This window comes from Pseudomonas sp. F8002 (genome assembly GCF_013385495.1).
Classification (GTDB): Bacteria; Pseudomonadota; Gammaproteobacteria; order Pseudomonadales; family Pseudomonadaceae; genus Aquipseudomonas.
In genome coordinates, this window is record NZ_JACAPW010000044.1 from 39,883 (window position 1) to 65,182 (window position 25,300).

The 25,300-nt window shown below is 60.5% G+C and carries 26 protein-coding genes and 1 pseudogene; 14 read left to right on the plus strand and 13 right to left on the minus strand.

The features are described from left to right. Positions 1-13: 13 nt before the first annotated feature. Positions 14-406: a tautomerase family protein gene (locus HX811_RS29140; protein ID WP_003214522.1), complete on the minus strand. Its 393-nt coding sequence runs from the start codon at positions 404-406 to the stop codon at positions 14-16. Between the two features lie 107 nt (positions 407-513). Between HX811_RS29140 and HX811_RS29145 the strand changes: the two genes are divergently transcribed. Next, entirely contained in the window at positions 514-1,377 is an 864-nt protein-coding gene (locus tag HX811_RS29145; RefSeq protein WP_134326054.1) for a LysR family transcriptional regulator, read from the plus strand. Between the two features lie 4 nt (positions 1,378-1,381). Here the strand turns inward: HX811_RS29145 and HX811_RS29150 are convergent, their stop codons facing one another. Beyond that, complete coding sequence (locus tag HX811_RS29150) at positions 1,382-2,371, minus strand: AraC family transcriptional regulator (protein ID WP_008438855.1); 990 nt, start codon at positions 2,369-2,371, stop codon at positions 1,382-1,384. Between the two features lie 65 nt (positions 2,372-2,436). On the opposite strand from HX811_RS29150, the gene HX811_RS29155 reads away from it, so the two are divergent. The 3 genes from HX811_RS29155 (at position 2,437) to HX811_RS29165 (ending at position 4,865) form a co-directional block, all read left to right on the plus strand. Next, the gene (locus tag HX811_RS29155; protein ID WP_177048494.1) at positions 2,437-3,669 is read left to right on the plus strand and encodes an MFS transporter; all 1,233 of its coding nucleotides are present in this window, start codon (positions 2,437-2,439) and stop codon (positions 3,667-3,669) included. A 294-nt stretch (positions 3,670-3,963) separates the two neighbouring features. After that, positions 3,964-4,362, plus strand: coding sequence for a glyoxalase/bleomycin resistance/extradiol dioxygenase family protein (locus HX811_RS29160; protein WP_087693746.1), 399 nt, complete (start codon positions 3,964-3,966; stop codon positions 4,360-4,362). After that, entirely contained in the window at positions 4,362-4,865 is a 504-nt protein-coding gene (locus tag HX811_RS29165; protein ID WP_177048496.1) for a DUF2867 domain-containing protein, read from the plus strand. Before HX811_RS29160 ends, HX811_RS29165 begins: the two co-directional genes overlap by 1 nt. Positions 4,866-4,893: 28 nt before the next feature. On the opposite strand, the gene HX811_RS29170 is transcribed toward HX811_RS29165, so the two are convergent. Continuing rightward, positions 4,894-5,112, minus strand: a complete 219-nt coding sequence (locus tag HX811_RS29170; protein WP_003214516.1) for a DUF4287 domain-containing protein — start codon at positions 5,110-5,112, stop codon at positions 4,894-4,896. 85 nt (positions 5,113-5,197) lie between these two features. Next, on the minus strand, positions 5,198-6,871 hold the full coding sequence (locus tag HX811_RS29175) for a M24 family metallopeptidase (RefSeq protein WP_177048498.1): 1,674 nt from the start codon (positions 6,869-6,871) through the stop codon (positions 5,198-5,200). A gap of 77 nt (positions 6,872-6,948) precedes the next feature. Between HX811_RS29175 and HX811_RS29180 the strand changes: the two genes are divergently transcribed. Further along, complete coding sequence (locus HX811_RS29180) at positions 6,949-8,448, plus strand: PLP-dependent aminotransferase family protein (protein WP_177048500.1); 1,500 nt, start codon at positions 6,949-6,951, stop codon at positions 8,446-8,448. A gap of 199 nt (positions 8,449-8,647) precedes the next feature. On the opposite strand, the gene HX811_RS29185 is transcribed toward HX811_RS29180, so the two are convergent. Further along, on the minus strand, positions 8,648-9,985 hold the full coding sequence (locus HX811_RS29185) for an MFS transporter (protein ID WP_177048501.1): 1,338 nt from the start codon (positions 9,983-9,985) through the stop codon (positions 8,648-8,650). A 321-nt stretch (positions 9,986-10,306) separates the two neighbouring features. Then, complete coding sequence (locus tag HX811_RS29190; protein WP_177009657.1) at positions 10,307-12,022, minus strand: ABC transporter ATP-binding protein; 1,716 nt, start codon at positions 12,020-12,022, stop codon at positions 10,307-10,309. 600 nt (positions 12,023-12,622) lie between these two features. Here HX811_RS29190 and HX811_RS29195 point away from each other — a divergent pair. After that, entirely contained in the window at positions 12,623-13,276 is a 654-nt protein-coding gene (locus HX811_RS29195) for a hypothetical protein (protein WP_087693737.1), read from the plus strand. 86 nt (positions 13,277-13,362) lie between these two features. Here HX811_RS29195 and HX811_RS29200 read toward each other — a convergent pair whose 3' ends face one another. Then, complete coding sequence (locus HX811_RS29200) at positions 13,363-13,842, minus strand: hypothetical protein (protein ID WP_023659022.1); 480 nt, start codon at positions 13,840-13,842, stop codon at positions 13,363-13,365. Between the two features lie 236 nt (positions 13,843-14,078). Between HX811_RS29200 and HX811_RS29205 the strand changes: the two genes are divergently transcribed. Then, on the plus strand, positions 14,079-14,312 hold the full coding sequence (locus HX811_RS29205) for a hypothetical protein (protein WP_003214497.1): 234 nt from the start codon (positions 14,079-14,081) through the stop codon (positions 14,310-14,312). A gap of 22 nt (positions 14,313-14,334) precedes the next feature. On the opposite strand, the gene HX811_RS29210 is transcribed toward HX811_RS29205, so the two are convergent. Both HX811_RS29210 and HX811_RS32115 read right to left on the minus strand, forming a co-directional pair. Continuing rightward, entirely contained in the window at positions 14,335-14,667 is a 333-nt protein-coding gene (locus HX811_RS29210) for a DUF6124 family protein (protein ID WP_177048502.1), read from the minus strand. 325 nt (positions 14,668-14,992) lie between these two features. Then, positions 14,993-15,121 carry a hypothetical protein gene (locus tag HX811_RS32115; RefSeq protein ID WP_256344480.1) on the minus strand — a complete coding sequence of 43 codons (129 nt, stop codon included), beginning with the start codon at positions 15,119-15,121 and terminating at the stop codon, positions 14,993-14,995. Positions 15,122-15,235: 114 nt separating this feature from the next. Between HX811_RS32115 and HX811_RS29215 the strand changes: the two genes are divergently transcribed. The 5 genes from HX811_RS29215 (at position 15,236) to HX811_RS29235 (ending at position 18,305) form a co-directional block, all read left to right on the plus strand. Continuing rightward, positions 15,236-15,835, plus strand: a complete 600-nt coding sequence (locus HX811_RS29215; RefSeq protein WP_177009660.1) for a hypothetical protein — start codon at positions 15,236-15,238, stop codon at positions 15,833-15,835. A 48-nt stretch (positions 15,836-15,883) separates the two neighbouring features. Beyond that, entirely contained in the window at positions 15,884-16,276 is a 393-nt protein-coding gene (locus HX811_RS29220) for a hypothetical protein (RefSeq protein ID WP_177048503.1), read from the plus strand. 124 nt (positions 16,277-16,400) lie between these two features. Further along, complete coding sequence (locus HX811_RS29225; protein ID WP_076016149.1) at positions 16,401-16,841, plus strand: TspO/MBR family protein; 441 nt, start codon at positions 16,401-16,403, stop codon at positions 16,839-16,841. Positions 16,842-16,988: 147 nt separating this feature from the next. Then, the gene (locus HX811_RS29230) at positions 16,989-17,888 is read left to right on the plus strand and encodes an alpha/beta hydrolase (protein WP_177048508.1); all 900 of its coding nucleotides are present in this window, start codon (positions 16,989-16,991) and stop codon (positions 17,886-17,888) included. Between the two features lie 33 nt (positions 17,889-17,921). Then, a complete protein-coding gene (locus HX811_RS29235; RefSeq protein ID WP_177048504.1) occupies positions 17,922-18,305 on the plus strand; it encodes a cytochrome c in 384 nt (127 codons plus the stop codon). Between the two features lie 115 nt (positions 18,306-18,420). Here the strand turns inward: HX811_RS29235 and HX811_RS29240 are convergent, their stop codons facing one another. The 3 genes from HX811_RS29240 to HX811_RS29250 are packed head-to-tail and all read right to left on the minus strand — an operon-like array spanning position 18,421 to position 21,539. After that, entirely contained in the window at positions 18,421-19,632 is a 1,212-nt protein-coding gene (locus HX811_RS29240; protein ID WP_177009663.1) for a YeeE/YedE family protein, read from the minus strand. 22 nt (positions 19,633-19,654) lie between these two features. Further along, on the minus strand, positions 19,655-20,860 hold the full coding sequence (locus HX811_RS29245) for an arabinose transporter (protein ID WP_177035784.1): 1,206 nt from the start codon (positions 20,858-20,860) through the stop codon (positions 19,655-19,657). 22 nt (positions 20,861-20,882) lie between these two features. Next, on the minus strand, positions 20,883-21,539 hold the full coding sequence (locus HX811_RS29250) for an O-methyltransferase (RefSeq protein ID WP_003214482.1): 657 nt from the start codon (positions 21,537-21,539) through the stop codon (positions 20,883-20,885). Between the two features lie 129 nt (positions 21,540-21,668). On the opposite strand from HX811_RS29250, the gene HX811_RS29255 reads away from it, so the two are divergent. After that, the gene (locus HX811_RS29255; RefSeq protein WP_177048505.1) at positions 21,669-22,307 is read left to right on the plus strand and encodes a TetR family transcriptional regulator; all 639 of its coding nucleotides are present in this window, start codon (positions 21,669-21,671) and stop codon (positions 22,305-22,307) included. 34 nt (positions 22,308-22,341) lie between these two features. On the opposite strand, the gene HX811_RS29260 is transcribed toward HX811_RS29255, so the two are convergent. After that, positions 22,342-23,733, minus strand: a complete 1,392-nt coding sequence (locus HX811_RS29260; RefSeq protein WP_177048506.1) for an aldehyde dehydrogenase family protein — start codon at positions 23,731-23,733, stop codon at positions 22,342-22,344. A 104-nt stretch (positions 23,734-23,837) separates the two neighbouring features. Between HX811_RS29260 and HX811_RS29265 the strand changes: the two are divergent. Further along, a pseudogene (locus HX811_RS29265) lies at positions 23,838-24,698 on the plus strand (LysR family transcriptional regulator); the annotation flags it as partial. Positions 24,699-25,300 lie beyond the last annotated feature (602 nt).

The window sequence follows — 25,300 nt, forward strand, 5'->3', positions numbered from 1 at the left end:
TTTTCCCGGCCTATCAAGTGTGTTGATAGCGGTACTCCTGAGTCACCCCTTCATAGCCGTAGGCACTGGCCCGGCAGTCGATGATGTGCACATTGGAGTGTGGGTGCAGGTTGCCGATCAACTCCGCCAACAGCGTGTAGGCCTCACGATGAAAACGCGCCTTTTGCGCCTTGGTGTTGGTCTCATCGGTCACGGTGACTTCCAGGCGGAATGCGTTGCGCCCGTGTTCGGCCAGCGAGCGGTTATGAATGAACCACTGGTCGTGCGGCACAAAATCGAGAATCAGCAAGGTCTGCTCCGGGCGTTTCTCGAGCACTTCACAGGTCAGTGCAGTGAGCTGCGGGACGAGCTGGCGGACCAGTTCTGGATTGCGTTCTCCGGATATTTTCAGGGTGATGCCTGGCATGGTGAATTCCTCGTAAGGGTAGGGTGAGGTGCCAGATTAAGAAAATTATTCGGATCTGAAAAACGGGAAGATATAATGATATCTATCGGAAAAAACGCAGGTTAGACATGCGCCCCTTTGACCTTGAGCAACTGCGCTCCTTCGTCACCATCCTGGAATCCGGCAGCCTTTCAGCGGCCGCGCCCAAGCTGTGCCGTTCCCAGTCCGCGCTCAGTGAGCAACTTCGCAAGCTGGAAACCTTCACCGGCGTGACGCTGCTGGAGCGCGGAAAAAAAGGCGTGAGCCCCACACCTGCCGGGGAGCGCCTGCTGGCACATGCGCGTGAATTGCTCGCGCTGAGTGACTGCGTGCTTGAGGATATGCGCGGCGTTACCTTGAGCGGCGAACTGCGCCTGGCCATCACCGACTATTTTTTGCCGAGCGCCATCGCGGGCATGTTGAAGGGTTTGCGCACGCGATATCCGCAGCTTCGGTTGCATGTTTCGGTGCGCAAGAGCCTGCAAATCGAAAAGGGCGCCAACAGCGGCGAATTCGACATTGGCCTGTCGATGCGCATCCTCGATGGTCGCAGCCTTCCCGAAGGCATTCCCGTACGACGAGAGGCCCTGCGGTGGGTGGCACTCAGTGGGTTCGACGCACAGCACGAACTCGTGGCGCCGCTGCCGTTGGTGGTACTTCCCCAGGATTGCAGCTTGCAGCGGTTCACCATCGACCTGTTGGATGCGCGCGGGGTGCCGTATGTCATTGCGCATTCCGCGTCCGGGGTGGCGGGCCTGCAATCGGCACTGCTGGCGGGGCTGGGCGTGGCGTGCCTGAACAGCTCGGCCGTGCCTGCCGGGGCCGAGGCATGCCGGTCGATTCAAACGCTTCCGGCGTTGCCCGATGTCGAGTTCAGCCTGTTACCGCCGCGTCCGGGCGAGGCTTCGCTGGTCAGTGCGGTGCGAGAAATGTTGATCACGCACTTTTCCTAGCGGCTCAAGACCTCCGGCTGGCCCCCGGCGGCTGCCCGGTGACGCGCTTGAATGCCCGGCTGAACGCGGCCTGGGAGTTATAGCCAAGGCGCTGCGCCACGGTTTCAATGGGCAGCCGCTCCAGCGTCAGCCACTGGCTGGCCAGGCGCATCCGCAGTTCGGTGGCGTAGCGCAACGGTGGCGTGCCGATCGTGGTTTGAAAGTGTTGGGCGAACACCGAGCGCGAGGTATGACACTGCGCCGCGAGCTCTTCCACCGTCCAGTCGCGCCCAGGCTGTTGATGCAACGCCAGCAGGGCCTTGGCCAGGCGCGGGTCGCGTAGCGCGGCCACCAGGCCGGACGCATTCCCGCAGGCACATTCGACCCAGCCCCGAACAACCATGGCCGCCACCACGTCCGCCAGGCGCGCCAGAATGCCGGCGAAGCCGATGCGGGCGCTGCTGACTTCACGCTCCATGGCCGCCAGGATCGGCATCAGCCCCGGATAACGTTGGCCCTTGGCGTCGATCAGCATCAGGTCCGGCATCAGGCGGCCAAGGCCGTGCAAACTCCCCAGTTCAAACTCCATGCAGCCGCTGAAGAGCAGGGTGCTTTGAGCCACGCCTGCATCGGCGCGGGCATCCACGGCACACACCGCATCGCCGAGCGCTGCGGCGTTGAAGCTGTCGATGTCCTGCACCGGCACCTCCGGGCTGGAGAGCAACTGATGGGCGCCCCCGTGGGAGATGAACACGGCGTTGCCCGGCGTCAGTTCGTACTGCGTGCCGTCCTCGGTACGCAGGGTGACGCCGCCGGCGGCGACAAGGTGGAAGTACGCATGCCCGGGTTTGGCCGCAAAGCCCAGGCCAAACGCCGGCCCGGCCTGGATACGGCGGTACTCGACGCCCCGCAGGCGCATGCCGCGCAACAGCTCGTTGATGAGGTCAGAGGACACGTCGAACGGTTCTGGAGGCATCATTTTCGGGGTTTCGGTAAAGGATTCAAGATTTTGCATCATAGATCATCCTGCCCTGCGTACCTAGACTGGCGGTCGCGATAACTTTTGGAGGGTGACCAGTGATGAGCAGTTGTGTGTGTGACGCCGTAATCGGTGCAGATGTGGCGCCCGCGACACCGGCCTGGATGGCGGTGTTTTCGTTGGCGATGGGCGTGTTCGGATTACTCACGGCGGAGTACCTGCCGGCCAGTTTGTTGACGCCGATGGCGTCCGAACTCGGCGTCTCGGAAGCCTTGGCAGGGCAGGCGGTGACAGTCACGGCGGTGGTGGCGTTGTTCGCCGGGTTGCTGGTCCCGGGCCTGACCCGCGGGATCGACCGGCGCGTGGTGCTGTTGTGCTTCAGCGCACTGATGATCTGCTCCAACCTGCTGGTGGCGGTCTCGTCGAGCCTCACGGTGTTGCTGCTGATGCGCGTCCTGCTGGGCATCGCCCTGGGTGGCTTCTGGAGCATGGCGGCGGCGGTGGCGATGCGGCTTGTACCGGCGGCCCTGCTGCCGCGTGCCTTGTCGATCATCTTCAGCGGCATCGCGGTGGGCACTGTCGTGGCGGTGCCGCTGGGCAGCTTTTTGGGTGGGCTGTACGGCTGGCGCAGCGCGTTTCTCGCCGCCGCCGCAGTGGGCGGCGTGACCCTGGTGTTCCAGCTGTTCACCCTGCCGCCGCTCGCACCCCGCAGGACCGCCCGCTTGAGGACGGTGCTGGAAGTGCTGCTGCGTCCGGGCATTGCCGTGGGCATGTTGGGGTGCGTGCTGGTGCACACCGGGCACTTTGCGCTGTTCACCTATATCCGGCCATTCCTGGAAAGCACCACTGGCGTCGATGCCGAGGGGCTGGCGTTGATGTTGCTGGGGTTTGGCGTTGCGAACTTTGCCGGCACGCTGCTGGCTGGTTGGCTGCTGGTGCGTCTGCCGCGTGGAACATTGGTGCTGATGCCCGCGCTGGTGGGCGTTGCGGCGCTCGCCCTGGCGCTGTTGCCGGCAACCGTGACCGGCCAGGTGTGGTTGTTGATGCTCTGGGGCCTGGCGTTTGGCGGGGTGCCGGTGGCCTGGTCGAACTGGGTGGCGCGGGCCGTGCCTGACCAGGCTGAAAGCGCCGGGGGCATGGTGGTGGCTTCAGTGCAGTCGGCGATTGCCGCCGGGGCGGCGGCAGGCGGCGCGATGTTCAGTTTCAGTGGTATCGGCGGGGTCTTTGTCGCGGCAGGTATCTTGATGCTGTTGGCGGCACTGTTGATTGCGCTGAAGGTGAAGGTTGAAGCGCCTCCACAAGGTGCAGAGGCGGGGCCGGTGTTTCATCTCTGAAACCGTGATAGAGGCAGGGGGCGAGAATAAACGCATGCGCTTCGCCCCCTTTCAGTCCGCTTGATCAATCCTGCTGGTTTTGGGCTCAGGTCCAACTCCGAGCAATCGTAGCTGAACGACCGCCTGCTGATCATTGACCTGCAGCGATCCTCGTATCTCTCTTTACTTCAGTAGCTGCGCAAAATAACCTCTGCCTCGCAGGCACCGTCCTGCTCCTTCAGGTTTGGCAAGGCGCCTCACACTCACCAGCACCGCCTGGCAGGTGTCATGGTGCTTGCACGTTGAGGTTCTGCGATGAGCGCAGTCGTTGATCATGGCGTCCGTTTCGGACGAATTGCAGTAACGCTTCCCGTAAAGGACATGGGCAGAGCCCATGATTTTTACACCAGGGTCCTGGGGTTTACGAAAGCCTTCGAAAATGGAAACCCGATCGGCTTCATGATTCTGCAGCGCGACCAGGGCGAGCTGCATTTGACCTTGCAACCCAACCACCCAGCCGCCGCGTTCACGATTGCCCACCTGATGGTGGACGATGTCGACAGGCTGCACGCCGCTTGCGTGCAGCATGGGGCGAGGATCATCAAGCGCCTCAAGGATCAGGATTACGGGTTGCGGGCGTTTGTGTTCGAAGACCCGGACGGGAATCGTATTGATGTAGGTCAGCCGCTCCAACCGAGCAATCAGGGAAGATAATGTTGACGACTACCGATGTTGTTCACACGCTGCGTGCACCGTCAGAGCTTGATTACTACGACACCCGGTCAGCCCCGCTGCCTACTGAAATCACCGCGCTGGATGCCTGGAACATCATGACCGGCGAACCGGGGCCGTTGATGCAGGTGGCTTTCCGAATCAGGGATGCCATTTCCTCGTTGTTTGGTGTGAAGCGCATCGGTGGGTTCTCCGGCACCTTGCGCGAGGCTGTGCAGGTCGGCGACCGGCTGGACTTCTTCCTGGTGGAACGCAGCGCGCCCGACATGCTGGTGCTGACCGAGCGTGACCGGCACCTGGATGTGATGATCTGCCTTTCAATCGCTGACCGTCTACTCACGATCACCTCGTCGGTTGTCACCCATAACACCTATGGGCGCCTCTACATGCTGCCAGTGGGGCCAGCGCACAAACTCATCGTGAATGCTCACCTGCGACGACTTGAACGAACGCTGCAAGAGACAGCCGCAACGGCCGGCGGGTAGGCACGTTCACCGCCCGCCGGGAGGTGGATCAATTGCCTTTTTCAGCCGCCAAGAAGTACGCAACCAACGCATTGGCGTGACCATGGCCCATGCCGTGTTCAGTCTTGAGCAAGGCCACAAGCTCCATATGCTTCCTGGAGCTGGCGGCCTTGAGCAGATCCAGCCAGTGGCTAATGGGTTGCCCATAGTTTTTTTCGATGGAGGGGAAGTACGACGCTGGCCCTTTTGTTTTTGTGTCGTCGGTCATGATGCAAACTCCCTTTTTGCTGAGGTGATAATGCCCGGATAACGTTACCGCTCTGGACTCACCGGGTCCACCGTACGGCCCGTCCCTACACGCCCCCGTTGGCCTCGCCAATCAGAATATCCTCGAAGAACGCCCCGACCGGTTGTGTGGGATGGCAAATCTGTATCTCCAGCACCCAGACCATCTCGCTCGGTACGATCTCGACTTCAGCCAGCTTGTCCTGCCCGAACAGGGCATGGGGGAAGTCGGCGATGCGGTGTCCGGCCAGGTTGCGCTCAAGGCGCCAGCCTTTGGAGTGGGCACTTTGCTCGGCGAAGTCATACAGCTCGCGTCCGGTCAGCCCTTGGTGCCAGGCGTTGCGGGTTTCGTCGAACACTTCATGCAGGGCCTTCGTGCAAGCGTCATGCAATGGGTGCTCGCCGAATACGAAGGTGTCGCCATAATCGCCTTCATAGCCATCCCACACCGGGCCAAGGTCCACCACGGCGATATCGGTGGGCCGCAGCTTGCGCAGCAGGTCGATGCCTTGGCGGGGTGTGCGGACGGTGTCCTCGCCAAAGCGGATATAGGTGGGATGCCAGGTGTGAGACGCGCCCATGGCCTGCATTGTCTCACTGGCCATTGCGAGGGCTTGCGCCGTGGTCATGCCGACTTTCAATTGATCGGCGATGGCGGCCAGGGCCCTGACCGTTTGCTCGCGGGCGGCGAGCATGCCGTCCAGCGAGTAGCGCGGGCCGACTTTTTCCAGCACCGGGTGCCGCGTGTTGAGCGACTCCGCTGGCGTCAATGCACCGCTGGGGACGAAGGCTTCGGCGACAAAGCGATGAGCCTGGGCGCCCGCTGCCAGGCAGGTTTCGCGGACTTGGCTGATCATCTTGCTGTTGCCGCAGGCATAGATCTGGCTCTCCGCCCAGTGGTGGGGCTGTGTCAGCGCAACCTGTTGCACGCGGGCGTCTACCGACTGCACTCGATGCCAGTGAAAGCGTGGATGTGCCTGGCTGGCTCGCTCAAGAAACTCAGCGTCGTAGAAGTCTTCCGGCGACGAGTTCCCCCAATACAGGGTGACTTCGGCCTGGCGGGCCAGGGCCGTCAGCAACAAGGGCTTGATACCGGCATAACCGGTCCCGGTGGCGAACAGCACAACAGGGCGCTCATCGTCGTGTTGCCAGGTGCAGGCGCCCACGGGGCCTTCGAGTTTCACCGCATCGCCCACTTGCAGGCTCGGCAGGATGCGTTCGGAAAACAGGCCACCGCTGACCTGGCGAATATGAAACACCAACCGGCCTTGGTCCTGCGCGGGCAGATTGGCCACGGAGAAACAGCGGCTGTCGCCATCGTCGAGGCGAAACCTGAGGTACTGGCCGGCCCGGACTTCAAGTGGCTGGGCAGTCAGCAACACCAGCTCGACGATGTCGGCGCTCAACGCGCGTTTGCTGATCACCTGTGCGCTGGCTTCCAGCGCGGGCGTGTCCAGTGACCAGCCGGGGATTTCCAGGCGCATGTCGCTGCAGGCATGGCTCTGGCACAGCAACATCTCGTCAGCCGCGAGCGGATAAGAAGGGGCAGGGGTGTCGGGTGTGCGCAGCTTTTCCCGGTGCTGGCCCGACACCACCTTGACCTTGCACGACCCGCAGGCGCCGCGGCGGCAGGAAAAGGGTACGGCGAGACCGCTGGCCAGCATGGCGTCGAGCAGCAATTGATCGGCAGCTTCGAAGGATTTGCCCGAGGGCAACAATTCAACGACATGGCGGTTTTGCATAAACACCTCGGGGCAATTGAGGCTCGATTGTTGCGGTAGACTAGGACCAGGAGAACCTCCAGTTTTGGATAATTCATATGGTCCAGCTTCGCAAATGGCGCCCGTTGCTCAAACTCGATGGGGCGCAGCCGCAGGCGTCCTACAGAAAGATCGTCGAGGGCCTGGTGAGCGCGATTGTCGAGGGCCGCCTGCGCCCCGGAGCGCTGTTGCCCGGCACGCGGGAGATGGCGCAACTGCTGGACGTCAATCGCAAGACGGTGATCCTTGCCTACGAGGAGGCGGTAACCAAGGGCTGGCTGGTCAGCCTTCAACGTCGCGGTACCTTCGTCAGTTCGCAACTGGCGACACGCGCGGTGCCGGCCACCCGCGCCCCGAAGTCGTTTGCCCCGGCATTGCGGGAGGTGCCTGCGGCGGCCTATTTCACCCCGGGCGAACAGGTGACAGCCCTGCAACACCGGCCCGGCGCGCTGTTTTTCGACAATGGCGCCTGTGACCATCGCTTGCTGCCGCAAGCCGTGCTGCACCGCTATTACCGCAATGCCTTGCGCAACAGCTTTACCACCAACACCGTGCGCCATGGCAGCGAAGGCAGCGGCCAGTACCTGCGCAATGCCCTGGCCGAAATGTTGCGCCACAATCGCGGCTTGACGGTCGGCGCGCCGCAGATTTGCCTGACTCAAGGCGTGCAGATGTCGCTGTACCTGACCGCCAGCGCGTTGCTCAAACCCGGTGATGTGGTGGTGGTCGAACGCCTGAGTTACCCACCGGCCTGGGAGATTTTCCGCCAGTTGGGTGCGCAACTGGTCACCGTGGACCTGGACGACGAAGGTTGCCGGGTCGACCAACTCGCCGAGCTGTGCCGCCTGCATGACGTACGGATGATGTACGTCACCCCCCATCACCAGTTTCCTACCACCGTCAGCCTGCGTGCCGGACGTCGCCAGCAGCTCCTGGAACTGGCCCGGCTGCATGACTTCTGCATCATCGAGGAAGACTACGACCACGAATACCACTTTGCCGGACGGCCCTATTTGCCCCTGGCCAGTGACAGCGCCCAGCGTCATGTGATCTACATCGGCTCGCTGTCCAAGTCCCTGGGCAGCACCTTCCGTTGCAGCTATATCGTTGCCCCGTCGAACCTCATCGAAGTGCTCGAACGTACGGCGGCGGTGAGCCTGGGCCAGGGCGATGCCGTGATGCAGCGGATGCTCGCGGACCTGATCAACGATGGCGAATTGAAGAAGCACCTGCGACGGGTGTCCAGGGAATACCGTCGGCGTCGGGAGACCCTGCTCAGTTGTTTGCTGGAAGCTTTTGGCGAGCAGATCTCTGTGCAGGAACCCGAAGGCGGGCTGGCGCTGTGGGTAAGGTTCGCCGACTCAATCGACGTCGACCGACTGGCCGAAAAAGCGCTGGAGCTGGACTTGGTGGTGCGCAGCGGTCGCCTGTTTTCACCGTTTGATCATCCTGAAAATGCCTTGCGCCTGGGCTTCGCCTCGCTCAATTCGGAGGAAATCCGCGTCGCTACGCAGCGCTTGGCTCAGGCGGCGCGGGCGATTGGGGTAGTGGCTAAATAATTACGCCGGCCGACGCCCACACTGTTCAGTCCGGCAGTGGAGATCTAACAAGCAAAGAAAAAACAATGTGGGAGCGGGCTTGCTCGCGAATGCGGTGAGCCAGTCAGCTCATTTTTCACTGACAGGCCGCATTCGCGAGCAAGCCCGCTCCCACAGTTGATCTTTGTTGGATTGGGCATTGCGTTCACACCAGCCGAACCTAGCGCGACAACACCGGCGCCGTGCCTTTTTCCTCCACGCCCACCTCATGCAGCGAAATCCGCGACGTCTCCGGCAACGCCAACCCGCCCGCCAACGCCAGCACCGCCACCGCAATCAGATAAAACGCCGGCGACAGGTTGCTGCCCGTGGTACTGATCAACCACGTCGCCACCAACGGCGCCGTACCGCCAAAGATCGTGTACGCCATGTTGTAGGTAATCGCCGAAGCCGTATACCGAGTGCGTGTCGGAAAGGTCTCCGACAACAACGCCGCCGTCACCACCCCACACAGCACCGCGCCCACCGCCAGCAACATCACCCCCACCACCGACGCCGCGAACGACCCGGAACTGGCCATCAGGAACGACGGGTACACCACCACAATCAACAATACACACGCCGTCATCACCGTGACCCGACGCCCCACCCGATCCGAATACAACCCCGCCAGCGGGCAGATTGCCGCCGCGAAAATCAGCGCAATCAGCGACACCAGCAACGCCACCGCCCGACTCAAGCCACCCGCCACCTGCAGATACGTCGCGAAGTAGGTGGTGAACATATAAAACGACAACGCCGTAAGCGACACAAAAGCGCCCAGGCAACAGATCGCCGCACCATGGTTGCGCAAGGTTTCCCTGAGGGGAGAGTGCGCGACCGCGTGCTCCTGCTTCACCGCCTGGAAGGCCGGCGTCTCATCCAGCTTCCAGCGCAGGTAAAGACCCACCAGCCCCAGCGGCGCCGCGATCAGGAACGGCAAGCGCCAGCCCCAGCTGCCCATTGCCTCGGCGGACAGCGAAGCCTCCAGGGCGTACGCCACCACGGCCGCCGCAGCGAACGCAGAAAACGTCGACACCGGCACAAAACTGCCATACCAGGCGCGCTTGTCACTGGGCGCGTGCTCCATCAAATAGGCACAGGCCCCGGCGTATTCGCCCCCGGCGGAAAAACCCTGGGCGCAGCGGATCAACGACAACAGAGTCGGCGCCGCCACGCCGATGGCGGCGTAGGTGGGCAGCAGGCCGATCAGCGTGGTGGCGCCGGCCATCAGCAAAATCGTCATGGCCAGCGTGCGTTTGCGCCCGATCCGGTCGCCGAGCATGCCAAAGAAAATCCCGCCCAGGGGCCGGAAGGCGAAGGCCACCGCGAACACCGCAAAGGTCTTCAGCAACGCCGCGCTGGCGTCACCGCTGGGGAAGAATTGCTGGGCGATGGTGGTGGCGAGAAAGCCGTAGACGGCGAAGTCGAACCACTCCACGAAGTTACCGATACCGGCGGCGATGATCACTCTGCGCAGGGTTTGGGGGCTGACCTGGTCGGTGGATGGGCTCGTCATGGGGGAAGGCCTCGGCGGTGGTAAGGGGATGCTTGATTATCGGGGGCGGGGATTGGGCGGCGGGGCTCAAAAGAGTCGTCCGCGTAGTCAGTAGCGACTTGGTGGGAGTGATGCAGGCAGGATTTGGGCCAGGTAAGGCGGGGAGCTATCCAGGGAGGGGGTGGGGTGATTTCTACGCAAGGACCACAACGGAAAAGGGGGGCATTTATTAGATCAAAAATAAATGCCCCCTTTTCCGTCCCGTATTGAGACCTACGCGACCTGAGAGGAATAGGGGTCTGACCCCTATTTCATCTTAGCGTACAAAGCCGTTTCAGTAACTTAATGCCCTGAAACCGGCTCTTCCTCCTGAACTTTGCGTATGACGTTGGAGACCGACTCCAGAGCCACCAGGTCTTGCCACTTGCCATCTGCAACGATTCTACCCGTGTCGAAGACGATGACTCGATCAAAGTGATTGAGCACAGTGAAATCGTGGGTTACACAGATCAGACTTTTATCGGCAAAGCAGGTGAAGAGAGCATCCCAGATTAACGAGGCGCCCTGGGGATCAACGGATGAGGTCGGCTCATCGAATATGTTGAAATTCCCAGGTCGTAGCAGCACGCGTAGAAGCGAAAGCTTTTTTGCTTCGCCACCGGAAATACTGGTCGCGTCTTGATTTATCGTTCGAACAGGCAATTCGTCAAACAGGTGCTGGATATTGAGCTGCGCCGCGACGCTGCTAAATGTCGAGTTGAACGAGCCATGAAAAAAAACAGCGTCTGCCAGGTTGCCTGATAAAAACTTCGGAGTTTGGGGGCAATACCGAATGAGCCGAAAATGTTCCTCTTCAGCGATTGACTCTAGCGCGGTCTGTCCTATCCGGACGGTGAGCCCGGGACGCTGCTTCACGCCCACGAGCAGTTCCACAAAGGTTGATTTTCCGGAGCCACTTGCCCCAACGACGGCAAGATGCTCACCGGGGCGCACTTCGATGGCCTGTTGAATGACTAATGAAACTCCCTCGGCGATCAGTGCAGTGGAGGCGGGGTAAATCAAGCTGTCAGAATCCAAGGGCAAGCTCTCGGCCTTACCCTTGAAGCTTTGCTCGCGCAGAATCGATCGAAACTTGGCGTAGTCCGAAGAGAATTGATCGGCGAAACGATAGACCTCTCCGATGCTGAACACCGTGTTGAAAAACATCGTGGATAAGGTAAACAAGACGACAAAGTCGCCAACCGTCAGTTCGGACGCCGAAGCCTGTCTTACAAAGATGCCGTACCCGATCACTGTGCTGCTGGTCAGGGTTAAGAAAAGTGCCCTTGACGCCCCTAGTACCGCAGCGGAATATCCGACTTTTGTGGCGGCATCCGCGTACTGGTAAAACGTATCGAACAGGGGTTTCAGCCCCGATTCCTGGGCCCGCTCCAGCCTTATCTGTTTACCCGCCTGAATCGTGTTTGCAAATACTCCCGCCTGTTCATCTTCGGCGTCATTGACCGCATCGATATGAGCGCGACGCCACGTGATCAAGTAGTGGGTCAATGCCAGGTAGACACCGGAAAGTGCAAGCACAAGCGCCAGGAACACAATATTCGCAATCCATACCAGCCACGCCGAAATCACGATGAACTCGATGCAAAGCGGCAAAATAGTGATCAGCGCGTAGTTAAGAATTCGCTCGCTGGCTTGTATGCCGCGTTCAATCGATTTGAGCATCTTGCCGATATTGATCGATGAGAACAGGTCGAAGTGCTTGGTGAATATCTCGCGAACCCATCGAATCGAAACATCGCTGAGCCCTTTTTGAATAAAACGGGTCAAATAATACCCCTGAATAGGGATAAGAATAACGTTAATAACGCCGACGCAGATAAACCCCAACAGATACAAGGCCGTCTCTGAATCCAAGGTGTGCTGGGTAAAGGTATCTACTACGCGCCCGATGATAATCGCCGGCATTATGGTTGCCACTTTGGATAGGATGACAATAACCATCACTAGCCAGAACAGTCTCTTATGACGGTAAAGTGCGTGTTTAAAATCCTCAAGCATGACCCGCCTCCTCAGTTGCTCTCGTTAATTGTGTTCAAGCAAAACGTTATTGGGTACCACGAGAGAAAAGAGTAGGGGGCAACCCCCGTTTTCAATAATGGTGATCTGACCCCTATTTAAAAACGTGGGCGCAGGCTATCCCAGTTCACACTAGCCTCCAATACCAGCCTCGCTATTATTTATGCATATCCCAAGAGGAAAATATTCTATGAGACTACTCTATAAATTTTCACATGTTGTGCCTCATGGGGCGTGAATTCAGGAACTCTCAGGATTTTCCAATCAACTTGCCGCATGGCGTTGTCACGTCGTGACTTTCCCGGCACAGGCCACTATTGCCAAGAAAATACTTCATGACGCAGTTCTCTATTTTCTACTGCGCAGTTGATACCAGCCCTTCATCGTTCTCCCGTCAGGCACGTCACCACGCTTTCGCAGCTCGCGTTAATCGCCAGCTGCAAGACCCAAACAGCGCAGACACCAGAGAAGAATAGGGGGCAGACCACGTTTTCAATAATGGTGGTCTGACCGCTATTTCTGCATCTATTATCTGAGGTCGAACCAACGACCGAAGTTGTCGAAGTGGGATTACTTTTGAGCATGGGGCCGCCGATGCAGGGAAAAACGTTCGAGATAGTGCGAATAGATCAAATCCACGAAATTGTTTCGCCAACCGTAGAGTCACTTTTACAGCCGTTAGGATTCGAAGTTCAGGGCCCGCTGTCCTGGCTTCGTAGCGCCGATGCTCCCATTCGCCAACTCTTTCGCCTTGAGCAGTGGAAAGGCGGCGCGCTAGCGCCGTCATGGGCTCTGTCACTGGACTTCGTTCCCCATCTTTCCGGCAATGAAATCAAATGGCACAGGACGTCAAAATCAGCACGACCTGATCTGACTTTCGATGTGCGCGATCGAGCGTTTGATATCTCATGCAGCTACGGACCTGATGCCATAGCAACCAGCGCACCCAATATCCTCCGGGCTGCCATTCCAAAAGCTGAATCGTTTTGGGACGAGGCTCGTTCGATAGCCGCCCTGCCTGGTGCTTTCGAGCGGGTCAAGCAGCATTTGTCGACGGCTGGCCTGGGTTTCTACAACTACATACAACATCCTCTTGCATACGCGTTTGTATTGGCCATGAACGGCAAGCCCGATACAGCCGAAGAAGAGTTTCAACGCTATTCACAGCGTCTTTCAGAGGCGGCTCGAAAAAAACTCCGCAAGCTATTCATTGATGCAGGCGGTCACCTTGGCTAAGCGAGTACGACTTTTTCAACAGAATCGGCCAGAAGCGGCCGCTCATGACCGACCGCTTCCGACCCAACGCAGCCATCCGCTCCTGACTATTGGGTTAATGCACCCACGTCATTCACCAGTGTGCGCCAGCCATCCTTTGCCTCCTGCTCCGAGGTAAAGACTTGCACTTTGGGATGCCAGAACGCCCCCTCGATTACGATGCATTCCAAGGTAGAGTCCTGAAACGTAAAGACATAGTGGATAGCATCTTTCATGAACCGCTGTTTGTCGTGTCGAGGATGAATGGCGTTCCTTTGCTCAAGCTCTGCTAACCAAGGCGAATTATCTATTCGATGAATTTGGTAATGCTTTAGGCCAAGTCCAATGAGCGGATGGCCGCCCAAAGCTTCGTCGTTTGGCGAACCGAATTGGATTTTCTTTACTAGCGGAAAATGAACCACAGCTATTTCTTCTCCGGTGGTGTAATACCGTAAACATAGTTGCGTGTCCGTGGCGAACACCACTGGTTCAGGCGACGTACTTGGCTGTGGCCAGGAGTCGAGCAGCACTACGGTCGCTAATGACATGCGGGAACCTGATGAATGAATGGGTTATAAACAGAGTGCGAGAGCGACTCGTTGTCGTCAAACCTTTCTGATCGCGACCGGCGGCTTTGGGCCGAAACCAGCCCTTTAATTCCCATACCGGTCTACCATGGCCCCCCGGCAGTGGTTCCACGCGCTACCGATTTCAATCTCAAGGTATCGCCCATGACTTCTTCACCCCGCACCACCCCATCCCGCACCTTATCCGAGGCATCCCAATGAGCATCGACCAAATCAGCCTCCCAAAAGGCGTAGGCCCTCAAGCCATCAAGCTCCTCGACGCCATCACCGGTGCTGACACCAAAGAAGACCTGAACCGCGCAGGCGGCAAGGCCGAAGGTTTTGTATTGGGTCTGGAAAGCGCCAAAGCCATCAAAAGCCAAATCGCCGAGTCGCTGTATGTGGCATACGACGACGCGGCGAGTAATCGGTTGGGTGAGTTGAAGGGCTAGTCCCGCAGGGTCGCGTTGGACTCTATGCCCGAGGTGTTTCGCGGTCCATCAGTTTGCCGATCAGCAGTACGCTCAATTCGCTCAGTTGGTGAATGGCTAATGCCACGTCGCGGTCTTTGCCGGTTAGTTCGTCGGACAGGTCGAGCAGCAGGGCGCTGACGGAGGTAACGGTTTCGTAGCTGTTGGCGATCAGGATTTCGCTGCTGACGCCGGAGGTGACGCTGAAGAGGGCGGTTGTCTCTGGGACTGTCTCGGTATCAGTGCCGGGATTGAGGTAGTGATCAATGGCGCGCTGGGCAGCCTGATGGAGTTTTAGATCCGGTTTCTTCGGAGGATTCGGCGTTACTTTGAACATGGTGCAATTCCTGAATGGGGCCGACACCCTTTCGCTACTACACAAGAAGGGTGGCAGCTGTACGCAGGTTAGTAGACCGGGGAATTACACAAAGCCGGCGCACCCGAAGGCGCCCTACGCACAGCCACCATCAAGCACAGACAGGAACGTCTGATAGATGTAGCTCATGCACTATGTGTAATTGACCCTAGGGCTACTAAACCCGATCACTGAGTTTTCAGCGACCGAGCAACCTTAGAGATGACCACCCAGGTGCACAAGCCGGCGGATTCTGACGCAAGCGTAGGCAATGGAGCAAGGTGCTACGGCCTACGCAAAGTCTCCTTTATCCCGCAAATGGAACCACCAGCCCGTCGGCCTTTATGGTCCATTCACCGTTCAAACCATGCTCCAGCGTTTCGCCGATGGCCGCGAACAATTGCCAGTCGGACGTTTCCGAAATCTGTATTTCCATAAAGTTTCGCCGAAAGTTACTTGTCGTAGAATGTGACAGAACCTGCGCAGCTTTCAAAGGAATGACCCCCTGGCAACGCGCGCAACGACCTGCCGTGCCTGTTATGGAAAACCTATGCGCTCTTATCGCCTGTTGTACGTGTTACTGGCCCTGATCCTCAGCGGCTGCAGCATTCCGTATCAAACCCCCGAAGCCCGCCAGCAAATCGAGCACGACCTGCAGATTGCCCCCGGTTCGGTGCGGGCCCTGAGCCAGACCAACTGGTGCTACTTGCCCTACGGCTCGGAGAATGGCGGCGATGGCCAGTGCCGTGCCACTCAGGGGCTGGGCGTTCTGGTGGACGATGGCTTGATTCTGAGCACCTATTCCAGTGGTCGTTATCAGCGCTTTATCACGCTGCGTACCCGCGATGTGCTGTGCGTGAAAACCTTCCGCAGCCGTGAAGCCGCCGCGGCGTTTTTCGCGTTCACTCGGGCGGGGGCTGCTCAGATCATTCCGCTGACGGCCGAGGGGCAGTTCAATACGCCGGTGAAAATCCAGTTTCTGGATTACCTGCTCGGTGAGAACCAGCCGGGCGATCTGACGACCGACAAGACCTATGTGCGTGACACCGGCAAAAATGCCTACTCCGTCGGGATCATTCCAGGTACGAAAATTCCGTATGTGTCTGCGGTGGCGGCGACGGAAGTGTTCAATCCCTGTCCGGAAAAGTAGTCGCCGGCAGTAACCCAGCGCGTATGAATCACTATCAAGGAGAGCGACATGGCGGGTGGCGAGATTGGGTGTGGTTCGTTTCAGGGCAGCGACAAGTCGGGATCGGCCTTTGAGGCGGTGTTGGACGCGCTGCCGTTGCAGGCGCGGGACTGGGTCGAGGCGGCCAGGCAGCAACTGGACTCGGCTGACGTTGTGCTGCTGGAGGTTGATCATGCGCAGGGCTTGCTTCCCTTTTTGAAGGACTACCAAACACGCTTGATCGCCGAGATCGGGCACGATGATTGGGAGCGGGCCGCGCGGGATGAAGCGGCGTCGTTTGATGATGTGGCTGCCAAGTGGGGCGCGGGCAAGGGCTGGCGACTTTATTGCGTGCGGGATCTGGTGCGTGCTTGTGAGCAGTCGGCGGTGGAGCAGCAGGCTGTTTACATCGCGTTCAGCTAGGGCATCTGTGGCGGGGCACGGAGCAAAGAAAAATACACTTTTTGCTGCGCGGGGCGTCCAACCCTGAAACCGCCGTCAAGGCTTTCATCTCCAGGCAGCTGCTCTCAGCTAAGGACCGATTATGGTGACGTTGTTTATTTTTCTTCTGGCCTGCGGTGCTGCTGCGAGCACCGGCATTATCTTCAAACCGGGCGACTGGTACGCCACCCTGGTCAAACCCAGCTTCACCCCTCCCAACTGGCTGTTCCCGGTCGCCTGGACCATCATCTACCTGCTGCTGGCTTGGGCTGGCTATCGCTTGACCCTGATTCCCGGCAGCGAAATCGTGCTGGCTCTATGGGCCGCACAGATCGCCCTCAACACCCTGTGGACGCCCGTGTTCTTCGGCGCCCACCGGATTTTCGCCGGGATGGTGATCATCACGCTGCTGTGGCTGGTAGTGGCCGCCATGGTGCTGCTGACGGTGCGCCTGGATTTGATCACCGGGCTGATCCTGTTCCCGTACCTGGTGTGGCTCAGCGTTGCGGCTGCGTTGAATTTCTCCATCCTGCGCAATAACCGCTGAGCCTGGCGGCGTGGGCAGAGGGCGGAAACATCATTGCCATGATGCCCACGCACACTGGCCAAGGTGAACATCTCTTTTAGAGATAGAGGGAATATCGAATTGGGAACTCACACGCTGTGGCCTGCTGAAGAACATGAACTGGCGCAAATGCAGCGCTTTAACCAGAAGCTCGCCTGGATGCCGCGTTTTCGCATCCGCAACCGCGTGACGCCCCGGGTGATCCAGGCGCTGTTGCGCTCCAGCCAGATGGTGGCCGGCAACAAGTTGCTCAAGCATGGCCTGCACGCTGAAAGCCGGCGGGTGGGCTCGGTGCCGGTGCGCATCATCCGGCCGAAGGGCAAGGCCAGGGGCGTGGTGCTGGATATCCATGGCGGCGGCTGGGTGATCGGCAATGCGCAGATGAATGACGACCTCAACGTGGCCATGGTGAATGCGTGCGAGGTGGCGGTGGTGTCGGTGGATTATCGGCTGGCGGTGAATACGCCGGTCGAAGGGATTCTGGAAGACTGCCTGGCCACGGCGCGCTGGTTGCTGGCGGACTGTGAGGAGTTCGCCGGCCTGCCGGTGATCGTTGTCGGCGAGTCTGCCGGGGGGCACCTGGCGGCGGCCACGCTGCTGGCGCTGAAGCAATCGCCCGAATTGCTGGCGCGGGTGAGCGGGGCGGTGCTGTATTACGGCGTCTACGATTTGACCGGTACACCGAGCGTACGCACGGCGGGGCGGGAAACGCTGTTGCTGGACGGGCCGGGCATGGTGGAGGCGCTGCGTTTGCTGACGCCGGGCCTGAGTGACGAGCAGCGTCGGCAGCCGCCGTTGTCACCGTTGTATGGCGACCTTGCCGGGCTGCCACCAGCGCTGATGTTTGTGGGGGAGCTGGACCCGTTGCTGGACGACACGCTGCAGATGGCCGAGCGATGGGCGGGGTCCGAGGTGTTTTTGTTACCGCAGGCGGCTCATGGGTTTATTCATTTTCCGACGGCGATGTCGGGCCGTGTGCTGGCTTACAGTCGCGAGTGGATAACGGGTCGTTTACGCTCGGTTGGTTGATATTGGATTTTTACAACAAGGCCACATGGAAAGATGAAAATAAGAAAGTCGTTCATCGCGTCGCTGGGGATTTTATCGCTGGTTCAAACATCACTGTCCTTTGCGGACAACGCTAACGGGAAAAACATTTATCTGCAGCGATGCGCCGTGTGCCACGGCGCGGATATCAAAGGCACGGGACCCTTGGCGAATAAAAGCAATCCGCCTACGCCTGACCTGACAACGGCTACTTTCAAAAAACGCTTGAGTGATTATCCGGGCGTTATCGTGTCGTCCGTCATTCTTCGTCCAAATGGCGACCTGATTCCCAGAACGTTGCGGGAGAACGGTGTGAGGTTGTCACCGTTCACCTGGAAAGTTCAGGACTTCCGCGACTTGAATCAGTACATGAGTGGAGTGATTTCAAAAAGCCGATGATGCTGCTCGTTCCCACGCTCTGCGTGGGAATGCATCCCGTGACGCTCCGCGTCACCAACAGCGGGACGCAGAGCGTCCCCGGCGGCATTCCCACGCGGAGCGTGGGAATGATCAGTCAGCAACCGCTCAACGCTACCTGCGGACGCTCACCTGCAAAGAAGAACGGCCGCAACCGCACGCCCACGCTATTGCCGATAAACGCCGCCACCAACCACACCCAGCCATGCAGGCTGCCCGAGGCAATCCCGCTGAAGTACGCGCCGATGTTGCAGCCGTACGCCAGTCGCGAGCCATAACCCAGCAGCAACCCACCGATCACCGCGGCGAACAGCGAGCGTGCCGGAATCTTCAGGCTTGGAGCGAAACGCCCGGCCAATCCCGCAGCCAACAGCGCACCGAGGATGATGCCGACGTCCATCACGCTGGTGACGTCTTCCCACACCGGCGCCGCCAGGGCCTTGGCATTGCCCGGCATTTGCCAGAACGCCCAGCTGCCTACGTCTACGCCCAACCCGCCGGCAACCTTGGCGCCCCACAGCGCGAACGCCGAAGTGATACCCCATGGCCGCCCAGCCAGTGCCAGGGTGGCGTAGTTGAGCAGGGCCAGGCCAATTGCGCCCCACACCAATGGCCATGGCCCGCGCAGGAAGCGGCGCAGGCCCTGGTGTTCGCTGGTGACGCCGGCTTCAAGTTGCCCGTGACGGCCTTTTTCCAGGCGCACGGTGACTGCCGCGATGATGCCAAATACGGCCAGGCTCAGCAGCAAGGCCGGCACCACGCCGAAGCTTTTGACGATGGAAACCGCCGGGAACGAAGGCAGCGAGAACCACCAGTCGACGTGGTGAGTCGCAATCAACGAACCACAGATAAAGAAGAACAGCGTCACCAGCATGCGCGCGTTACCACCGCCCACAGTGAACAGGGTGCCGGACGCACAACCGCCGCCCAGCTGCATGCCGATGCCGAAAATGAATGCCCCGAACACCACCGAAACCCCGGCCGGTGCCACCAGCCCGACCACGGGCTGGCCGAACAGGGTGCCGGCCCCCAGCGCGGGGAAGAACAGCACCACGGCAATCGCCAGCATCACCATCTGCGCACGCAAGCCCGCGCCACGCCGGTCGGTGATGAACACTCGCCAGGCCGAGGTGAAGCCGAAAGCGGCGTGGTACAGCGTCAAACCCAGTGCGGCGCCGACCACCAGCAACAGCACCTGGCGCGAGCCGACGCTGTTTTGCAGGAAGACGGCGCCGAACAGCAGGATGGCAAACGCCAGCAATGGCGCGACCGGCTTGCGCGCTGGGGTTGTGGACAGGGAAAGGCTCATCGGGAATCTCGGGTGATGTGGGTTAAGGGCGAGGTGGCGAAGTATAAACCTCGCGCTCCGCCACTGGCGCCTTGAAAAGCAACGCCAGCGCCACGATCACCGACAGCGCCACGGCCACCGCGCCCGCCAGGTACACCGATGCCACTCCGGCCACGCCGGCCAAGGCGCCGATCAGCGGGGTGCTGACCCCCAGCGAAATATCCAGGAACGCCACATACGCACCCATCGCCAGGCTGCGGGATTGGGGCGGCGCGCGCTTTATCGCCTCCACCCCAAAGCCGGGAAACGCCAGGGAGTAGCCGAAGCCGGTCAGCGCCGCGCCCAGGTAGGCGGTCAAGGCGCTGTCTGCGCCCCAGATCAACAGCTGCCCGGCGGCTTCTATTATCACGCACACCAGCGCGACCTTGGCACCGCCGATCTTGTCGGGCAGGTGCCCGAAGAAAATCCGCGCGCCGATAAACGCCAGGCCAAAGGCGGTAAACGCCAATGACGCATTGCCCCAGGCCTTGGTGGCAAACAGCAGCGCGATAAACGCGGTAATCACGCCAAACCCGACGCTTGCAAAGGCCAGGCCCAACCCCGGTACCCACACCGAGCGCAGCACCTTGAAAAACGAGGTGCGCCGCTGGCTGGTGGGCGCAACGCCTTGCGCTCCGGCGACGATGGCCAGTGCCAGCAGCGGAATCACCATGGTCCCGACGGCGATCCCGCTGAAACCCCACTGGCTATTCACCGCCACCCCGAGGGGCGCGCCCAGGGCAAACGCGGCGTAGATTGCGATGCCGATCCAGGCCATGACCTTGCCGGTATTTTGCGGCCCCACCAACCCGACACCCCAGCCCATCGAGCCGGTCACGATCAGGCTTTCCCCCAGCGCCAGCACCACGCGCCCGGCGAGCAACACCCACACCGAGACCACCGGCGACGCCACAAACGCCAGGGACGCGAGGTAGATCAAGCCGGAGCTGGCCGCCACCAGCATGCCCACGAGCATGGCGCGCTTGGGGCCGCGCATATCGGCAAAATTGCCGGCCCAGGACCGCGACAACAGTGCCCCGGCAAACTGCGCACCGATCACCACGCCCACCACCAGCGTGTCCATGCCCAAGGTGTTGTGCAGGTGCAGCGGCAGCACCGGCAGTTGCATGCCGATGATCAGGAACCCGACAAACACCGCCAGGGTGATGGGCAGTAATTTCAGTACCACTGGGCTTACCAATCCAGACATGAGTTGAATCCTCTGACGGGCATCAGCCCAGGCGAACGGAAAGCTCGACGTCGTCACCGATCGGCACCGACAGGTAGCCGTTTGCCGGCGAGCGCACCCGGGCCAGGTAGTCGGGGCAGTAGTCGGTGTTGTCGGCGATGATCAACGCGCCGGGCTTGAGGCGGCTTTCCACCAGGTTCAGCACATCGCCATACAGCGCCTTGGCGCCGTCGAGCAGCAGCAGGTCGACGCTGTCGGGCAGGCCGGTGGCCAGGGTAACCAGGGCATCGCCTTGGCGGATCTCCACAAGGTCGCTCACGCCGCCTTGCTCCAGGTGTTGCCGGGCGAGAGCGATCTTCGAGGGCTCGAACTCGCTGCTGATCAGCGTGCCGCCGCCGTTGTCCCGCAGGGCGGCCGCCAGGTGCAGGGTGGACAGGCCGAACGAAGTACCGAACTCGACGATGGCCTGCGCTTTGCTGCTGCGTGCGAGCATGTACAGCAGGGTGCCGGTGTCGCGGGAGACGGGCAACCACAGGTCTTTCAGCATTCCGTAGAGTGCCAGGTAGTCGGTCTTGCTGCGCATCAGGCGGTCGCGTTCTTCGTGGGTCACTGTGTTGATGATGGGGCTGGTGGCGGCATCGGCCTGTGTGTACAGCCGTTCAATCAGGGCCGCCATCGGGGCCGAGGTAAGCGTATTCATGGGGATGTCCTGCTGCAGGTTGAGCGCCGTGAGGCGCCGGGCTAGTATGCGAATGATTCGTCGCATTTAAAGTATGCGAACAATTCGTCACATTCGCTATTCGCATTCCAACGGCAGCAGGAACGCCCCATGACCGATCGCCAGACCTCGCAGATTTCCTCACGCAAAGAGCCCAAACAGGCGCGATCCACCGGGTTGGTGTCGGCCATTCTCGAAGCGGCTATTCAGGTTTTGGCCAAGGAAGGTGCCAGCCGTTTCACCACCGCCCGTGTCGCGGAAAAGGCCGGTGTCAGCGTGGGGTCGGTGTACCAGTACTTTCCCAACAAGGCGGCCATCCTGTTTCGGCTGCAGACGGATGAGTGGCAGCAAACCTCGCAGATGCTCAGCCGCATTCTGCAGGACGTAAGCCAGCCGGCCCTTGAGCGGTTGCGGGCGTTGGTGCATGCGTTTATTCGTTCGGAATGTGAGGAGGCGCAGATGCGCGTCGCCCTGAGCGACGCCGCGCCACTGTACCGTGATGCGCCCGAAGCCCATGAGGTTCGCGCAGAAGGGCAACAGATTTTCCAGGCGTTTATGCTGGAACTGCTGCCGCAGGTGCCTGAAGCCACCCGCGCCCTGGCCTGCGATTTGATCGCCACCACCTTCAGTTCGGTGGCGAAGGAATTCTCGGGAAGCCCGCGCACCGAGGCGCAAATCACCGCCTATGCGGACGCCATGGCGGATATGTTCGGTGCGTACGTGACGGTGCTGAACCAGACAGCACGATGACCCGCAGGGCGGGCCATCGTTTGCAGCGCTTGCCTTAGCGGCGGTTCAGCCACACGGTCTGCGCGTTGCAGAATTCCCGCACACCGAAGTGCGACAACTCCCGCCCGAAGCCGCTCTTCTTCACACCACCAAACGAGACCCGGGGATCGGACACGCTGTAGGCGTTGATAAAGATCCCGCCGGTTTCCAGTTGGTTGGCGATGCTGCGTGCCTTCTCTGGGTCGGTGGTGAACACACTGGCGGTCAGGCCAAACTCACTGTCGTTGGCGAGGGCCACGGCGTGGTCCGCATCGCGGGCGGTGATGATGGAGGCGACCGGCCCGAACAGTTCCTGTTTGAACGAGGTCATCTGGTCGGTGACGTTGGCCAGCACGGTGGGGGCGTAATAGTTGCCCGCGCCTTCGACTTTGTTGCCGCCCAGCAGCAGGGTGGCGCCTTCGGCCAGGGTGGCCTGGACCTGGCCGTCGAGTTCGTCCCGCAGGTCGAACCGGGCCATCGGGCCGATGTAGGTCTCGCTGGCGGTCGGGTCGCCCATCACCAGGTTGCGGCTGGCTTCGAGGAATTTGGCGGTGAAGGCTTCCACCACGCCTTCTTCGATGATCAGGCGCTTGGCGGCGGCGCACACCTGGCCGGAGTTCTGGAAACGGCCGATCAGGGCAGCTTGCACGGCTTCGTCGAGGTTGGCGTCGTTGAGCACAATGAACGGGTCGGAGCCGCCCAGCTCCAGTACGCATTTTTTCAGCGCGGCCCCGGCCTGGGAACCGATGGCCATGCCGGCGCGCACGCTGCCGGTGAGGGTCACGGCGGCGATGCGCGGGTCGGCGATGGCTTTGGACACGCCGTCCTGGGTGACGTTGATCACTTCGAACAGGCCATCGGCAAAGCCGGCGCGCTGGAAGGCTTGTTTCATCAGGTACGCGCTGCCCATCACGTTAGGCGCGTGCTTGAGCACGTAGGTGTTGCCGCTGAGCATGGTTGGCACCGCGCCGCGCAGCACTTGCCACACCGGGAAGTTCCACGGCATTACCGCGAGGATCGGGCCCAGTGGGCGGTATTCGATCTGGGCGGTGCCGTTGTCCACCAGGGTGGCTTCCGGGGCCAGCATGGCTGGGCCGTGGGCGGCATACCACTCGGCGAGTTGCGCGCATTTTTCGATTTCGCCACGGGCCTGGGCGATGGGTTTGCCCATTTCCAGGGTGATCATCTGGGCCATTTCTTCGGCCTGGTCGCGCAGGGTGCTGGCCAGGGCCAGCAGCAATTCGGCGCGCTGGGCGACGGGGGTATTGCGCCCGTTGCGGAAGGCGTTGATCGAGCGGGTGAGGGCGGCATCCAGCTGCGCCTCGGTTTCGTACGGGTAGCTGGCGACCGTTTCACCGTTGGCGGGGTTGATCGACAACGCGTGGGTCTGGGAGGAAATGGAGTTCATGGCACCGTCCTGCGCAGTGAATGGGATGGAGGCCAGCGTACGGCGCTGTATCTTTTTCGGAAACTGAATAATATTAAGCAATACGTTCACGTTTGGAGAATGACTTGGATCTGGTCCAGCTGGAAATTTTCAAAGCCGTTGCCGAGCAAGGCAGCATCAGCGCTGCCGCGCAATTGATCCATCGCGTGCCGTCGAACCTGACCACGCGGATCAAGCAATTGGAGCAAGACCTGGGCGTGGACTTGTTTATTCGCGAGAAGAGCCGATTGCGTTTGTCACCGGCCGGGTGGAATTTCCTCGGGTATGCGCGGCGGATTCTCGACCTGGTGCAGGAAGCTCGGGCGACGGTGGCGGGGGAGGAGCCTCAGGGCGCGTTTGCCCTGGGTTCGCTGGAGAGCACGGCGGCGGTGCGTATCCCGGCGTTGCTCGCTGCGTATAACCAGAAGCACGCGAAGGTCGAGCTGGACCTGACCACCGGGCCGTCCGGCACGATGATCGAGGGCGTGTTGTCGGGGCGGCTGGCAGCGGCGTTTGTCGATGGGCCGGTGTTGCACGCGACGCTGGAGGGCGTGGCGGTGTTCGAGGAGGAGATGGTGGTGATTGCGCCGTTGCATCACGCGCCGATCACCCGGGGGCGGGATGTGAGCGGGGAGAGCATCTACACGTTTCGTTCGAACTGTTCGTACCGGCATCACTTCGAGCGCTGGTTTTCACAGGATGGCGCGGTGCCGGGGAAGATCTTCGAGATGGAGTCCTACCACGGGATGCTCGCGTGTGTGAGTGCCGGTGCCGGGTTGGCGCTGATGCCACGGAGCATGCTGGAGAGCATGCCGGGGTTTACGGCGGTGAGTGTGTGGCCGCTGACCGATACGTTCCGGATTCTGAATACCTGGCTGATCTGGCGCCGGGGTACGGTGTCGCAGAGCCTGAACAGTTTTGTGCAGTTGCTGGAAGAGCGTGGCCTGGCCCTGGCATCAGCCACACGAGCGCGGACTGAAGGCGGGAGTAGATCCCCTGTGGGAGCTGTCGAGCTTCAGCGAGGCTGCGAAGGCGTCGGCACAGTCGATATTGATGGTGCCTGACCCACCGCTATCGCGGCCTCGCTAAAGCTCGACGGCTCCCACATTTGGTCTTTGTCAGCCGCCAAATTGCAGGGGGACTGCTTGGATCGAGTTGAACCAGCCACACGAGCGCGGACTGAAGGCGGGAGTAGATCCCCTGTGGGAGCTGTCGAGCTTCAGCGAGGCTGCGATGACGACGGCACAGTCGACATTGATGGTGCCTGACCCACCGCTATCGCGGCCTCGCTAAAGCTCGACGGCTCCCACATTTGGTCTTTGTCAGCCGCCAAATTGCAGGGGGACTGCTTGGATCGAGTTGAACCAGCCATAGGAGCGCGGACTGAAGGCGGGAGTAGATCCCCTGTGGGAGCTGTCGAGCTTCAGCGAGGCTGCGATGGCGTCGGTACAGTCGACATTTATGGTGCCTGACCCGCCGCTATCGCGGCCTCGCTAAAGCTCGACGGCTCCCACATTTGATCTTTGCCAGCCGCCAAATTGCAGGGGGA